Source organism: Flavobacterium sp. 28YEA47A (assembly GCF_041262125.1).
Lineage (GTDB): Bacteria > Bacteroidota > Bacteroidia > Flavobacteriales > Flavobacteriaceae > Flavobacterium.
In genome coordinates this window covers 375,428-390,149 of the sequence record NZ_JBGCCI010000004.1, presented here as the reverse complement: position 1 = coordinate 390,149, position 14,722 = coordinate 375,428, and the positions used below count along the sequence as shown (strand labels likewise).

General features: G+C 38.5%; 11 protein-coding genes and 1 pseudogene. 10 read left to right on the top strand and 2 right to left on the bottom strand.

Annotated elements, in window-relative coordinates; genetic code table 11:
* Window positions 1–211 precede the first annotated feature (211 nt).
* A complete protein-coding gene (locus ABH942_RS08050; RefSeq protein ID WP_370030859.1) occupies window positions 212–1,168 on the top strand; it encodes an aldo/keto reductase in 957 nt (318 codons plus the stop codon).
* Window positions 1,169–1,202: 34 nt separating this feature from the next.
* Window positions 1,203–2,411 (top strand): MFS transporter, encoded by a 1,209-nt coding sequence (locus tag ABH942_RS08045; protein WP_370030857.1) that lies wholly within the window; start codon window positions 1,203–1,205, stop codon window positions 2,409–2,411.
* A gap of 64 nt (window positions 2,412–2,475) precedes the next feature.
* Here the strand turns inward: ABH942_RS08045 and ABH942_RS08040 are convergent, their stop codons facing one another.
* Complete coding sequence (locus ABH942_RS08040; protein ID WP_370030855.1) at window positions 2,476–4,395, bottom strand: M1 family aminopeptidase; 1,920 nt, start codon at window positions 4,393–4,395, stop codon at window positions 2,476–2,478.
* A gap of 158 nt (window positions 4,396–4,553) precedes the next feature.
* On the opposite strand from ABH942_RS08040, the gene serS reads away from it, so the two are divergent.
* From serS to ABH942_RS08000, 8 genes and pseudogenes are all read left to right on the top strand, one after another.
* On the top strand, window positions 4,554–5,825 hold the full coding sequence (gene serS, locus ABH942_RS08035; protein ID WP_370030853.1) for a serine--tRNA ligase: 1,272 nt from the start codon (window positions 4,554–4,556) through the stop codon (window positions 5,823–5,825).
* Between the two features lie 87 nt (window positions 5,826–5,912).
* Window positions 5,913–7,691, top strand: coding sequence for a tetratricopeptide repeat protein (locus tag ABH942_RS08030; protein WP_370030851.1), 1,779 nt, complete (start codon window positions 5,913–5,915; stop codon window positions 7,689–7,691).
* Window positions 7,692–7,797: 106 nt separating this feature from the next.
* Window positions 7,798–8,115, top strand: a complete 318-nt coding sequence (locus tag ABH942_RS08025) for a DUF4286 family protein (protein WP_370030849.1) — start codon at window positions 7,798–7,800, stop codon at window positions 8,113–8,115.
* A gap of 200 nt (window positions 8,116–8,315) precedes the next feature.
* Window positions 8,316–9,095: a 16S rRNA (adenine(1518)-N(6)/adenine(1519)-N(6))-dimethyltransferase RsmA gene (gene rsmA, locus ABH942_RS08020; protein ID WP_370030847.1), complete on the top strand. Its 780-nt coding sequence runs from the start codon at window positions 8,316–8,318 to the stop codon at window positions 9,093–9,095.
* Window positions 9,085–10,437 (top strand): magnesium transporter, encoded by a 1,353-nt coding sequence (gene mgtE, locus ABH942_RS08015; RefSeq protein ID WP_370030845.1) that lies wholly within the window; start codon window positions 9,085–9,087, stop codon window positions 10,435–10,437. The genes rsmA and mgtE overlap by 11 nt, the downstream gene beginning before the upstream one ends.
* A 59-nt stretch (window positions 10,438–10,496) precedes the next feature.
* Window positions 10,497–11,456 (top strand): annotated as a pseudogene (locus ABH942_RS08010) (2-hydroxyacid dehydrogenase); the annotation flags it as partial.
* A 485-nt stretch (window positions 11,457–11,941) separates the two neighbouring features.
* Window positions 11,942–12,313, top strand: coding sequence for a DUF4234 domain-containing protein (locus tag ABH942_RS08005; RefSeq protein ID WP_370030843.1), 372 nt, complete (start codon window positions 11,942–11,944; stop codon window positions 12,311–12,313).
* Between the two features lie 70 nt (window positions 12,314–12,383).
* Window positions 12,384–12,752: a DUF2752 domain-containing protein gene (locus tag ABH942_RS08000; protein ID WP_370030841.1), complete on the top strand. Its 369-nt coding sequence runs from the start codon at window positions 12,384–12,386 to the stop codon at window positions 12,750–12,752.
* 132 nt (window positions 12,753–12,884) lie between these two features.
* On the opposite strand, the gene ABH942_RS07995 is transcribed toward ABH942_RS08000, so the two are convergent.
* The gene (locus ABH942_RS07995; protein ID WP_370030839.1) at window positions 12,885–14,693 is read right to left on the bottom strand and encodes a GNAT family N-acyltransferase; all 1,809 of its coding nucleotides are present in this window, start codon (window positions 14,691–14,693) and stop codon (window positions 12,885–12,887) included.
* Window positions 14,694–14,722 lie beyond the last annotated feature (29 nt).

Sequence of the window (14,722 nt, the reverse complement as noted above, 5' to 3'; positions counted from 1 at the left end):
ATTGCGAACAAAAATAGTGTTTTCTATTTACTTACGGTGGGATTATTCATTTTTCAATATTTTAAATGTTTGTTAATCTTTGAAATCGGAATTTTTAGTTTAGGCGATGTAGAGTAATTTTACTTTTTAAACGGAATCGGTGTTGGTTTCGCTTTATTTCTGCCTCATGCCATTACCGGCATCTCGCTAACTATACTAAACTGATACAATCATGGAAAAAAGAAAATTAGGCAATACAGACCTGCATATTTATCCTGTGGCGTTTGGAGGAAACGTTTTTGGATGGACTCTTGACGAAAAGAAATCCTTTGAAATTTTAGACGCTTTTACCGAGGCGGGTTTTAATTTTATCGATACAGCCGATGTATATTCACGCTGGGCACCCGGAAATGTGGGTGGCGAATCAGAACGAATCATTGGCAAATGGATGAAAGAAAAGAAAAACCGCCATAACATTGTCCTGACAACCAAAGTGGGCTCTGATATGGGCGATGGCAAAAAAGGACTGAAAAAGCAATACATACTTAAAGCAATTGAAGATTCGCTACAGCGTCTTAAGACTGATTACCTCGATTTGTACCAAACCCATTTTGATGATGTAGAAACTCCGGTTGAAGAAACATTGGAAGCCTATGCGCAACTGCAAAAAGACGGCAAAATCCGTTGGATCGGAACTTCAAATATGTCTCCGGAACGAATCCTTGCATCTTTAGAGGCAAGTGCAGCTAAAGGATTGCCGCGTTATGAAACTTTACAGCCGCATTATAACCTATATGCCCGTGAAAAATTCGAAACCGAATATGAATCGTTGGCCTTAGAAAATGGCTTAGGAGTAATCACCTATTTTTCACTAGAAAGCGGATTTCTGACCGGGAAATACAGGACAAAAGAAGATTTGTGGAAAAGCCCAAGAGGTGGAGATATGGACAAATATTTTGACGAGAGAGGTCTGAAAATCCTCGCTGCTCTGGATGAAATCTCAAGCCAGTACAAATCAACTCCGGCAGCGGTGTCGCTAGCATGGCTCATCCAAAGACCTTCGGTTACGGCTCCAATTGTGAGTGCAACCAGTAAAAGCCAACTGGGAAGTATCATTCAGGCGCCGGAACTAAATCTGGATGCAGAAGCCATTCGCTTTTTGGACAAAGCCAGCGCATGGCAATTATAAAACAATTCACAACAAACAAACTTGTTAATTATTGATGGAATTCAGATTTATCAACACCTTCAATACCCGCCCCAAATTAAAAGGCTATAAACATGCCAAAGAATCTTATTTAAAGCGAATACGCTGGGCGGTTTCCCTTTTTTATTTTGCGATGGGCTTGTGCTTTGCTACTTGGGCAAGCCGTATTCCGGATATCAAGGCCTCGCTTCATTTGAGCGAAAGCGATTTGGGTTCCATCCTTTTTGCGCTGCCTTTCGGGCAGCTTATAGTCATGCCTTTTTCGGGAAAACTGGTCACAAAATACGGAAGCCACAGAATCCTGGTTCTTGCATTGGCATTCTATGCCCTTGCACTTACCAATCTAGGTCTTGCAGAAAAACCGTGGCAGCTTTCCGCAGGATTGTTTCTGTTTGGGATTTTTGGAAACCTAAGCAATATTGCTGTAAATACACAAGGAGTCTACACCGAAGGACTTTTTAAAAGAACCATTATGTCGTCTTTTCACGGAGCTTGGAGCACGGCTGGTTTTTCCGGTGCTTTAATCGGAATTGCGATGTTGGCTTTAAAACTTTCACCTTTTGAACACTTTGTGATTGCTGCTATAATTGTTTTTATACTGATGGCAGCCAATTATAAATACCTTATCAAAGCCAAAGAGAAAAAATCTACAGAGAAGAAAAAGAAATTTTTCACCAAACCGGATGGCGTTTTGATCTGGCTGGGTATTATCGGTTTTTGCTGTATGGCAAGCGAAGGCGTTATGTTTGACTGGAGTGGTGTTTATTTCAAGGAAATAGTGAAAGCGCCAGGCCCATTGGTGATTTTAGGATATACCTCTTTTATGATTATGATGGCTAGTGGAAGATTTTTGGGTGACCGACTAATCCATAAATATGGAAGAAAAAGAGTATTGCAGATTAGCGGACTGCTAATTTCAATCGGATTGTTTACATCTGTCTTTTTGCCTTATCTTGTTCCGTCCACTTTAGCATTTATGCTGGTAGGTCTTGGTGTTTCGACCATAGTGCCAACGGTATACAGCATTGCAGGAAAAAATACGACAGTAGCTCCGGGTGAAGCATTAACTATTGTTTCCAGCGTAAGTTTTCTCGGCTTCCTGATGGGGCCACCGGTTATCGGTTTTATTGCTGAAGCTGCCGGACTGCAATTTTCTTTTGCTTTTATCGGAATCTTTGGAGTAATGATTGCCATAATGGCAAGCCGTATCAAAGCAATACAATAAAGAAACTTTTTTAATACAAAAGGGCTTCCAAAATGGAAGCCCTTTTGTTATCTATTTTAAAAGACTAGGCTTTGATAAACTTCATCTGTTTTGTGCCGGCATCTGTAATTATTTTTACAAAGTTTACACCCACAGGCAAGGCAGAAACATCCCATGAAGTCTGAGAAGTCGTTTCCTTGATAACCTGTCCTAATGCATTGTAGAATATGGCTTTTTCAAGTATAACATTGTCAGGAAGCTGTAATTGTAAAGAATGAGAAGCTGGATTAGGATAAAGTTTTACACTTTCATCCAAAACAAAACTTCCATTTCCTAATGTAGCGGTACTGTTTCTTGCTATGATATCGCTTTTTGGATTAAAAGTAATGCCTGTAATCACAAATGGAACATTTTTATCGATAGTCTGGTTATTAGTTGTGTTGTCCAAAATCAAATCCAATGATTGGCCTCCTGCACCGGTTACTCGTACCGGAACGGGCATCTCAAAAAAGGAAACTGATGCATGAGATTGTGTCTGGCTTACCGTAAAACGAGCTACACCGGGAGAAAAGTTTCGCGCTGTTATGGTATATCTTGGATAGCCTTGACCGTATACCCAGTCATTAAAGAATTCGTCCAAATCCATTCCCGATGCGGCTTCCAAATGTGTTTTTAGATTTTCAGTTATAGCATAGCCATAAGCCAGATTCGGATCGGCAAGATAGTTTTTAACACCCTGGAAGAAGTTGGTATCGCCTAATTTAAAACGAAGCATATGTACCACCATAGCGCCTTTGTCATACGATAATCTGCTGCTGAAAATTCTTCCGCCATCTAAAGCTTCCGCATCTGTCAAATAAACGGCTCCGCCAGGCTGGGAAGTAATATTGTCAATCAAACTGCTTTTCCATGAATTAAAGTTGGCAGCACCATCCATATCTTCAATAACAAGACCGGCCAGATAACTTGCAAAACCTTCGTTAAGCCAGATGTCTTTCCAGCTGCCGCAGGTAATTTTATCTCCAAACCATTGGTGGGCTAATTCATGGGCTATTAGTTCTCTGCTAAATCCGCCCATAAACGAAACTGTAGTATGCTCCATTCCGCCGCCTAAAGAACATTGTGCGTGTCCATATTTTTCATTGGAAAAAGGATAGGTCTCGAATAACTGTTCAAACAAATCCATAATAGGCAATGTTACGTCCAGGGCGTTTTGGGTTACGCTCTGGTTTTCCGGATAGATGTAATTCACAATTGGGAATGTATGTGGAGCAGTTCCTGCCTGCTGTGTGTATATTGCATAGTTGGTAACAGCAATAGCTACAAGATAGGCCGGAATAGGGTAGTTATGTCGAAAATGTGTAGTCTTTGTACCATCGCCATTGTTGACAGCACTTATTTGAAGTCCGTTGGAGACACTCACATATTGTGATCCGGTTTTTATAAATACATCAAGTTTTTCAATCTTGTCATTAAGGTCTTGTTTGCACGGCCACCAGTCTTTGGCACCAAAAGGCTCCGAAAGTGTATAAAGTCCCGGGTTTCCGGCATGTGTATAGGTGTTGAATCCGTCACTGCTGGCAGGAGGAGCTCCCTCATATATAATCGTTAACGAATCCAGTACGTTGGTATTTTGTACGGCAGGCAGCGTAATAACCAACTCATTTGTGCCGTTTTGTGTAAAATTGAGTGCCGTATTCCTTTGTTTTACAGAGCTCACTTCCATTTCGTCAGCAAGATCAAAAGTGACAGTACTCATATTTGATTTTGCCTTGTAATAAGTAGTCACATTACCCTTGACATAATAATTACTAGGATTTACCTCAAATCGGAGCCTATGGTAGGTCACGTCATAATTTTCGGTATTCGGATTATTCCTGAAGTTGATTTTTTTTATTGCTGATTTTCGTTCTGCTTCAGCTATTTGGTTGTTTTGAGAAGAGAAATTTTGAGCAAAGCTAACGCTTGACAGAACTAAAGCGAATAGCAGGTATGTTTTTTTCATAATCGGGAAAAATTTCCCAAATGTAATTAATAAATAACACACAATATGTTAATTTATTACAGCAGAGACCATATTTAAAACTTTACACTATGTTAGCCGTTAACTTTGCAACTGTCAACCTTTTTTCCTTAAATTTGCTTCCTTATAAAAATTAAACAATGTTACAGATAGCATTTATTAGAGAAAACCAGGAGAAAGTCCTCAAAGCTTTGGCAAAAAGAAACATGGATGCCAAAAGTATTGTTGAACTAGCCGTGCAGCTCGATGAAAAAAGAAGAGCAACACAGGCTGAAATGGACAATATTTTGTCGGAATCAAATAAGCTATCCAAAGACATAGGCGAGTTGATGAAAAGCGGCGAGAAGGCAAAAGCAGAATTGCTAAAAACCAAAACCGTTTCGCTAAAAGAAAAAAGCAAGGAATTGGCTGAAAAGCTAGATGAATACACAAACGAGCTGACAGAACAATTGTATTTGCTGCCAAATCTTCCTGCGGATATTGTTCCGGAAGGAAAAACTCCGGAAGACAATGTGACAGTTTTGCAGGAAGGCGATATTCCGGATTTGCATGGAGAAGCTTTGCCTCACTGGGAATTGGTAAAAAAATATGACATTATTGATTTTGAATTAGGAAATAAAATCACAGGTGCAGGATTTCCTGTCTATAAAGGAAAAGGAGCCAAATTGCAACGTGCCTTAATTACCTACTTTTTAGATAAAAACACTGCAGCAGGCTACCAGGAGTTTCAGGTGCCGCATTTTGTAAACGAAGCATCGGCTTATGGAACAGGACAACTTCCTGATAAAGAAGGACAGATGTATCATGATGCGACCGATAATCTTTATTTGATTCCAACAGCTGAAGTCCCGGTAACGAATTTGTTCCGTGACGTTCTTTTGCATGAAAACGAACTTCCGGTTTTGGCTACGGCATATACGCCTTGCTTTAGAAGAGAAGCAGGTTCTTATGGTGCTCATGTGCGAGGCTTGAATCGTTTACACCAATTTGACAAGGTAGAAATTGTAAGAGTAGAACATCCGGAAAAATCATACGAAGCATTAGAAGGTATGGTGGAACACGTAAGAACCATATTGAACGAATTAAAACTTCCATACAGGATTCTTCGTCTTTGTGGAGGCGATATGGGCTTTGCGTCTGCTATGACCTATGATTTTGAAGTGTTTTCAACGGCACAAGACCGTTGGTTAGAAATCAGTTCCGTATCTAACTTCGAAACGTTCCAGTCCCACCGATTGAAGTTGCGTTATAAAGATAAAGACGGTAAAAACCAATTGGCACATACCTTGAACGGAAGCTCATTGGCATTGCCAAGAGTATTGGCAGGTATTCTGGAAAATTATCAGACACCGGAAGGTATCGTGATTCCGGAAGTGCTACGTCCATACACCGGATTCGATATCATAAATTAACCAATAGTTTAATGTAGCAATGTACTAATTCAGCCTTAAAATTGTTATATTAGTACATTGTTATATCCTTTTTTGCATTAAACTACAATGAGAAAAATTTTCCTACTCTTAAGCCTATTTGTGTCGCTGTTTGCTTTTGCGCAAAACGAACAGTTGGCTTTGAATTATTTTGACAAAGGAGAATTTGAAAAAGCCATCATCAGTTTTGACGAATTGCTGAAAAATCAGCAGGGCAATAGTTTCTACTTCCAGAAAATTGTAGAATCCTATCAGCAATTACAGCAATACGATCAGGCTGATAAGCGCCTGCAGGAACGTTATGCAAAATACAAGCAGCCATCACTTTTGGTTGAGATTGGATACAATTATCAATTGCAGAAAGAAGCCGGAAAAGCTAAAAAATTCTACGATCAGGCTGTAGACAAGATCAATGAAAATCCATCTAACGTATATTCTATTGCCAATACTTTTGAGAAAAAAGTATTACTGGATTATGCTTTAGAATCCTATAAGCTGGCCATAAAGCTGGAACCTAAATTCAAGTTTAATTACCAGATGGCTGTCATTTACGGACAGCAGGGCAAAATGGATCTTATGATAGATACTTTTCTGGAAGAGGCCTATACAAACCAGAATAATACGATCATGATCCAAAATCAACTTTCGCGTTTTATGACAGATGAAGCGGAGGAAACATTCAATACGGCATTACGCAAGGCACTATTGGTGCGCGCCCAAAAAAATCAGGACATATTCTGGAATCAGTTCCTAAGTTGGTTTTTTGTACAACAGAAAGATTATTCCAAAGCCTTTATCCAAGAAAAAGCAATCTACAGACGTGACCCGGAATCTTTTTCAAACATAGTAAACCTGGCTGAATTGGCTATGGAAGAAAACGAAGAAGAAACAGCAAGGGAAATTTTTGCGTTTGTTTTGGAAAATACACAAGATTTGGATTTGCAAATCAGGGCACATTATTTTTTAATGGAAGCGAAAATTAAAAAAGCACCTGAAAAAGAATATCCTGCAATCAAAAGCGAACTGGATCTATTGGTAAAAAAATACGGAATCAGCCCATACACTTTATCATTACAGATATTACAAGCCCATTTTGCGACTTTCAATCTTAAAAATCCAGAAGAAGGAAAGACCATATTAAAACGTACGTTAGAATTACCTTTGAATAAATATCAAACGGCAGATGTAAAAATGGAATTGGCCGACATTCTGCTTTATGAAGAAAAATTCAACCAGGCACTGATCTATTATTCCCAGATTGAAGAAGATTTAAAAAATGATGCCATAGGACATGAAGCCAGTTTGAAAGCTGCAAAAACAAGCTACTTCAAGACTGATTTTGAATGGGCACTGAAACAATTTAAAGAATTAAAATCCGCTTCGACTCAGCTGATAGCAAACGATGCTTTAGAATTGTTTCTTTTAATCAATGACAATACAGTAGCAGATTCAACACAGGTAGGATTGAAGAAATTTGCCAGAGGCGATTACTTGTTGTATCAGAATAAAAATAAGGAAGCATTGGAACAATTTCAGTCAATCCTTAAAGAATATAAAGGACAGGAAATCGAAGACGAAACACTATTGCGAATTGGGGAAATTTATGAGAAACTGGGCGATTTTAATGCTGCCCTGACGCAATATCAGGCAATAATCGATAACCATAAAGACGGAATTTATATTGATGAAGCACTTTATTTTTCAGCAGAGATTTACAATAAGAAACTGAAAGACACGGACAAGGCCAAAGCGCTTTATGAACAGATCTTATTCAACCACGAAGACAGTATTTATTTTGTAGAAGCGAGGAAAAAATTCAGGCAGTTGCGAGGCGATACGAATTTATAATTATAGAATTACGAATTACGAATTACGAATTACGAATTACGAATTACGAATTTTTCAAATAAGACTGCTTCACTAGATGAAGTCTAAAAATCTAAAAATTAAAAAAATGATAATATATAACGTAACCATAAATATCCACGAATCAGTACATGACGAATGGCTTCATTGGATGCAACATAAGCATATTCCGGAAATTTTGGCAACAGGAAAATTCTCTTCGGCACGCCTTGTAAAAGTGCTGGTTGAAGAAGAAATGGGCGGTACAACTTATTCGGTTCAATACTGGGCAGATTCCAGAGAAAATTTAGAAAGATACTATCTGGAAGACGCACCAGGATTTAGAGAAGAAGGTCATAGATTGTTTGGCGACAAGATGCTTGCTTTCAGAACAGAGCTGGAATTCGTCAGTGACCATAAATCTTAAACAGAGGATAGATAATAGTTGATAGGGGATAGTCGATAGTTGATAGGGTTGATAGTTGGAAGAAGATAGACAGTTTAGGTAATCTAAAATAACAAATCATAAATCCAACATCTAAAACCATAAATCTAAAATCAAAGATCGCAAATCCTTAAATCTAAAATCCAAAATCAGAAATCACAAATCAAAGATCACAAATCAAAATGGATAAAGTAAAAGCCAAGAAACATCTTGGACAGCATTTCCTTACGGACGAAAACATAGCAAAGAAAATCGCAGATACGCTCCATTTTGAAGGCTACGATAATGTTTTGGAAATAGGACCAGGAATGGGTGTGTTGACAAAATACCTGCTTGAAAAACCGGTAAATACATATGTCATTGAAATCGATACGGAATCGGTAGACTACCTGAATGCGAACTATCCAAAGCTTCATGGACATATTATCTCGCAAGATTTTCTGAAATACGATATCAATAAAACATTTGAAGGAAAACAGTTTGCCATCATTGGCAACTTTCCATATAACATCTCCTCACAAATTGTTTTCAGGGCTTTGGAACTGCGAAACCAGGTGGCAGAATTCTCAGGAATGTTCCAGAAAGAAGTAGCCGAAAGAATCTGCGAGAAGAAAGGTTCTAAAACCTACGGCATACTGTCTGTATTGGTACAGGCATTTTATGATGCGGAGTACCTTTTTACCGTGCATGAAAATGTATTCAACCCGCCGCCTAAAGTAAAATCAGGAGTGCTAAGACTCAAAAGAAAAGAAAACTACGCACTTCCTTGTAATGAAAGGCTGTTTTTTACGGTTGTAAAGACGGGTTTCCAACAGCGAAGAAAAACATTGCGTAACAGCTTAAAATCCCTAAATCTTTCGGAAAATTTAAGAGAAGATACTATCTTTGACCTCCGTCCGGAACAGCTGGATGTAGAGCAATTTATAGCAATAACCCAAAAAATAGAAGCCGATGCAATTTAAAATCAGTAAGGAGCTAATTCTTCAGATTGAAGAATTAATCTTAAGCAAAAAAGACCAACAACTGGAAGCCTTGCTTAACGATATGCACCACGCTGATATTGCCGAAATCCTTGATGAATTGGATTTTGACGAGGCAACCTATATTTTCAAAATTCTTGATAGCGAAAAAACGGCAGAGATTCTTCTTGAATTAGAAGACGACCTTCGTGAAAATATCTTAAGCAGACTTTCGCCAAAAGAAATTGCGGAAGAGCTTGATGAGTTGGATACGGATGACGCAGCCGATATTATAGCTGAGCTTTCTACTGACATCAAGAATGAGGTAATCTCTGAGCTTATTGACGTTGAGCACGCCAAAGACATTGTTGATCTTTTGCGTTATGACGAAGATACTGCCGGAGGTCTTATGGGAAAAGAGCTCGTAAAAGTAAACGAAAACTGGAACGTATTGACCTGCGTAAAAGAAATGAGAATACAGGCGGAAAATGTTTCCAGAGTACACTCTATTTATGTGGTCGATGACGAAAACAGGTTGAAAGGAAGACTTTCGCTAAAAGATCTTTTGACGACTTCTACCAAAACGCCTATCAGTGAAGTATATATCCCGAAAGTAGATTATGTACGTGTTGATACAGAAGATGTAGAAGTAGCCCGTATCATGCAAAAGTATGACCTGGAAGCCATTCCTGTTGTTGATGAACTTGGAAGACTGGTAGGAAGGATTACTATTGATGATATCGTAGACGTTATCAAGGACGAAGCCGACAAAGATTACCAATTAGCTGCGGGTATCTCTCAGGATGTTGAGGCAGATGACAGTATTTTGGAACTTACAAAAGCCCGCTTGCCATGGCTTGTACTGGCGCTTTTAGGAGGTTTTGTATCTGTACGCGTTCTTGGACTTTTTGAAGGAGCAATGACAGACCACGGCAACCTGTTTTTCTTTACGCCGCTAATTGCTGCGATGGCAGGAAACGTTGGAGTTCAATCTTCTGCAATCATTGTTCAAGGTCTTGCAAACAATACATTAAGCGGTTCGCTTTTTAGCCGATTGATTAAAGAGATTTCCTTAAGCCTTTTGAACGGTGTCATTCTGGCTTCGATATTATTTTTAGGAAGCCATTTCTTATTGAATGTAGAACTTATCATCGGAGTTATCGTAACCAGTGCATTGATTTCCGTAATTATCATAGCATCACTTATCGGGACATTTGTTCCTCTTTTGCTGAATAAGTTTGGAATCGACCCGGCTTTGGCAACAGGACCTTTTATTACGACCAGCAACGACATCTGCGGAATATTAATCTATTTTTCTATCGCAAAGCTTATCCTCGGCTTTTAAAGCAAAATCGCTTCGGTATAGGATTGCGCATTATTTAACCGTAAAAATTCTATCGAAGAATGGTGCCTAAAGAAATTAAAATACTACACATTGACAGCAATCATCCTTTATTGCTAAGTCAGTTACAGGAAGCTGGCTTTACAAACCACGAAGATTTCAAATCTTCAAAAGAAGAAATAGAAGCCAAAATCAAGGACTATAACGGAATTGTGATTCGCAGCCGTTTTAAAATCGACAAAACCTTTTTAGATAAGGCAACCAACCTGCAATTTATTGCCAGAGTAGGCGCAGGCCTTGAAAGCATTGATTGTGATTACGCACTTGCCAAAAACATAAGCCTGATCGCTGCTCCGGAAGGCAATCGAAATGCTGTTGGAGAACACGCTTTAGGGATGCTGCTGTCACTTTTCAATAAACTAAACCAAGCCGACAAGGAAATCCGTTTAGGACATTGGAATCGAGAAAAAAACCGTGGACATGAACTGGATGGTAAAACGGTAGGGATTATCGGATATGGCAATATGGGAAAATCATTTGCCAAAAAACTACGCGGATTTGAAATTGAGGTGTTATGTTATGATATTCTCGATAATGTAGGCGATGTTAATGCTAAACAAGTATCGTTAGAAGAACTTCAACAAAAATCAGATGTATTGAGCCTGCACATTCCATGGGCTCCGGAAACGGACAAGCTGGTGAATGCAGACTATATCAATGCTTTTGCAAAACCGTTCTGGCTGATTAATACGTCAAGAGGTAAAAATGTAGTAACTGCAGATTTGGTTCAGGCTTTAGAAACGGGTAAAGTTTTAGGTGCCGGATTGGATGTATTGGAATATGAAAAACTGTCTTTTGAAACCCTGTTTGAAGAAGATAAAATTCCGCAAGCTTTCCAATATCTTTTAGAATCAGACAAAGTTCTATTGTCACCGCATATTGCAGGCTGGACTTTTGAAAGTCATGAGAAATTAGCGCAAACTATCGTTGATAAAATCAAAGGATTGTATTTTGGTAAAAATGAAGAAGAAAAAGTACCAAACCGTGTTACGGGAATAGGCGGATTTTTCTTTAAATCGAATGACCCGAAAGCGCTAAGAGATTGGTATAAAAAACATTTAGGATTAAATACAGACGACTATGGCTGTACATTCTGGTGGAAAGATAAGGAAGGATATGATTGCGCTACCCAATGGTCGCCGTTTAAAAGCGATACCAATTATTTCAGTCCTTCTGAAAAACAATTCATGCAGAATTTCAGGGTACAAAACCTCGAAGAACTGTTGGTGGCGTTAACAAGAGAAGGCGTACAGGTAATTGGAGAAATGGAAAGCTACGATTATGGAAAATTTGGATGGATACTGGATCTTGAAGGAAACAAGATTGAACTGTGGGAGCCTGTAGACAAAGTGTTTTTATGATAGAAATATAAAATCAAAGTAAAACAATTGCTTATTGGATATTTTTGTTAATTTTAGCAATTATAAACATCAAAAACAAAAATAAAATGGAATTAGAAAGACCAGAAAACTATGGTACTATCCCTGAATTTAGGGTTGACCCGATAGTAGTTTTGCTTTTAGGATTTATTACCTGTGGGCTGTATTTGATTTATTGGAATATTAAAGTAGCGCAAGTACTTAATGCTGTAGCCGGGAAAGAAGTTATTTCTCAACCTATTGCCATTTTTTCAGGATGCTGTATGCCGGTAAATCTATATTTCTACTATTTAGCAGGAAAAGAAGGTTTGCCTAAAGTTTATGAAAGAACTGGCGAAACGGAAAAAGACCAGTCAACATTATTGTTGATTCTTGGTTTCTTGTTCCCAATGGTAGCCGCAATGATTGTTCAAGGTGATATCAACAAGCTATATAAGTAATAGAAAAGTTCAATTGAAAATATTTGGAATTATCGGGGCGCTTTTGACTCTGATAATTCCATTTTTTTTAATGCTGCACAATCACGACAACCATCTGGAAACAGACCAGTCTTTGTGTCCGTTTAAGATGTTGACGGGTTTTCCGTGTCCGGGATGCGGCATTACCAAGTCATTGGTCTATTTGTATGAAGGTGATTTGCAGAAAAGCTTATCCTATCATCTTTTTGGGCCTTTTGCTTTTGTTTTCTGCATCGTTGTCATAATCGTATTGACATTGGAGCTGAAAAACCAAAAAGAATATTTCAATTCTGTTTTTTACAGTAAAAAAATAGCCTATTTTTTAGGTGCAATTCTAATCCTATACCATTTAGGCAGATTGGTATACTTCGTACGCGAAAATACCTTTCATGACATTTTAAGACAGTCTATCTGGATGTAGATACCAATAAAAAAGCCTGAGAATTTCTCAGGCTTTTTTATGTTCCATACTTTGCGGCTCAGCATCTTTGCGAGCTATTTTTCACGCAAAGGCGCAGAGTAGCAAAGTTCTTTTATTTGCTTTGTTTCTGAACTATAATTTCTCTCCTTTTTCGGCCAGTTTTCTTTCCAATTCCGCTTGAAATTCTTCCATTACCGGTTTCATGGTACTTTCCGGAATGTCGGCAATTCGAATATACATCAATCCGTCAACAGCATTGTTAAACAGCGGGTCCACATTAAATGCCACAACTTTGGCGTTCTGCTTGATGTATTTTTTAATCAATACCGGAAGGCGCAGGTTACCTGGTTCCAACTCATCGATAAGCTTATCAAATTTGACAAGATCGGCTTCGGCTTCATCAAATATAAAATCCTTATCCGCATCTTTAAGTTTTACCTTGAATTCCTTTTTAGGATGCACATATTGCGCAATATAAGGATCATAATAATGTGATTTCATAAACTCAATCATCAGCGATTTTGTAAAATCAGAAAACTGATTACTGATACTTACGCCGCCAATCAGGAATTTATGCTCCGGATAGCGCAGGGTCGTATGCACGATTCCTTTCCAAAGCAGGAACAATGGCATAGGTTTTTGCTGGTATTCTTTTGTGATAAAAGCACGCCCCATTTCAATGGACTTGTTCATCATATCATACAATTCCGGTTCAAATCGGAAAAGCTCTTGAAGGTAAAATCCGTCGATTCCATATTTAGGGAAGATTTCTGCACCAAGACCCATTCGGTAAGCACCTGCAATTTCTTTGGTATCATCGTCCCATAAAAACATATGGTGGTAATATTGGTCAAATTGATCCAAATCCAATGACTGGTTGGTTCCTTCGCCCACTTCTCTGAATGTTATCTCTCTGAGACGTCCCAGTTCATGTAGGATATTTGGAATATGATTCGCTTCAGTAAAAAACACTTCATAGTTCTTGCTTTGAAGCAATCGGCAGTCTGTCTGTCTCAAAGCATTGACTTCGTTGACAATCTGCTCATGATTGGCAGGCATTGCAATCTGTTTTGGACTTCTCGGAATTTTTAGGTTTGAGGTATCAATCAACTTGGTCTCCTTTTCAAAAGGATTAGCTAACATGTAAGTCTTTTTTCTGAGGAATTCAGAGTACTCTTCGATTTTATCGTATTCGTTCTGTTCGTTGACAGAAATCGGCTTGCCAATCCTTACCTTGATTACACGGTCTTTCTGCGTTAGTAATTCCGAAGGCAGCTTTGCAGTCCTTAAAGTATCATCAAGTTTAGAAAGAAAATAAAAAAGTTTGCTGTTTTTAGCGTGGAAATAAATCGGCACAACAGGAACTTTAGCTTTTTTAATCAGTTTGATGGCACCTTCTTCCCAAGGTTTATCTACAACCAATTTTCCATCTTTGTAGGTAGAAACTTCACCGGCAGGAAACATTCCCAATGGCTTTCCATCACTTAAATGGCGCAGCGTTTCTTTGATTCCGATTACGCTCGATTTGGCATCCCTATGATTTTCAAAAGGATTTACGGGCATAATATACGGTTTCATAGGATCAATCCTATGCAAAAGGAAATTAGCAATAATCTTGAAGTTAGGTTCCCTGTCCAGCATAAGCTTTAAAAGCAGGATACCGTCAATTCCGCCTAGCGGATGGTTTGAAATAGTAATATAGGCACCGTCTTTTGGAAGGCGCTTCAAATCTTCTTCCGGGATTTCGAATTTAATCTGGAATTCGTCCAATATGGCATTAAGGAATTCGACATTTTGTAGATGTTTGTTCCGGTCGTAGATTTTATTTAGTGTGGAAATCTTGAGTATCTTCATTAACAGCCAGCCTGAAAAAGTTCCCAAAACTCCGTATTTATCTGTGTTTATTGCTTTTGCAACTTCTTTAGCGGTAACTAACCCCATCTATCATCTGTTTTGTGCGAAAAAAACAA

What these genes read in the sequence shown, in the direction of transcription:
- ABH942_RS08050 (WP_370030859.1), top strand. Translation starts at nt 212, where the DNA reads ATGGAAAAAAGAAAATTAGGCAATACAGACCTGCATATTTATCCTGTG.
- ABH942_RS08045 (WP_370030857.1), top strand. Translation starts at nt 1,203, where the DNA reads ATGGAATTCAGATTTATCAACACCTTCAATACCCGCCCCAAATTAAAA.
- ABH942_RS08040 (WP_370030855.1), bottom strand. Translation starts at nt 4,395, where the DNA reads ATGAAAAAAACATACCTGCTATTCGCTTTAGTTCTGTCAAGCGTTAGC.
- serS (WP_370030853.1), top strand. Translation starts at nt 4,554, where the DNA reads ATGTTACAGATAGCATTTATTAGAGAAAACCAGGAGAAAGTCCTCAAA.
- ABH942_RS08030 (WP_370030851.1), top strand. Translation starts at nt 5,913, where the DNA reads ATGAGAAAAATTTTCCTACTCTTAAGCCTATTTGTGTCGCTGTTTGCT.
- ABH942_RS08025 (WP_370030849.1), top strand. Translation starts at nt 7,798, where the DNA reads ATGATAATATATAACGTAACCATAAATATCCACGAATCAGTACATGAC.
- rsmA (WP_370030847.1), top strand. Translation starts at nt 8,316, where the DNA reads ATGGATAAAGTAAAAGCCAAGAAACATCTTGGACAGCATTTCCTTACG.
- mgtE (WP_370030845.1), top strand. Translation starts at nt 9,085, where the DNA reads ATGCAATTTAAAATCAGTAAGGAGCTAATTCTTCAGATTGAAGAATTA.
- ABH942_RS08005 (WP_370030843.1), top strand. Translation starts at nt 11,942, where the DNA reads ATGGAATTAGAAAGACCAGAAAACTATGGTACTATCCCTGAATTTAGG.
- ABH942_RS08000 (WP_370030841.1), top strand. Translation starts at nt 12,384, where the DNA reads ATGCTGCACAATCACGACAACCATCTGGAAACAGACCAGTCTTTGTGT.
- ABH942_RS07995 (WP_370030839.1), bottom strand. Translation starts at nt 14,693, where the DNA reads ATGGGGTTAGTTACCGCTAAAGAAGTTGCAAAAGCAATAAACACAGAT.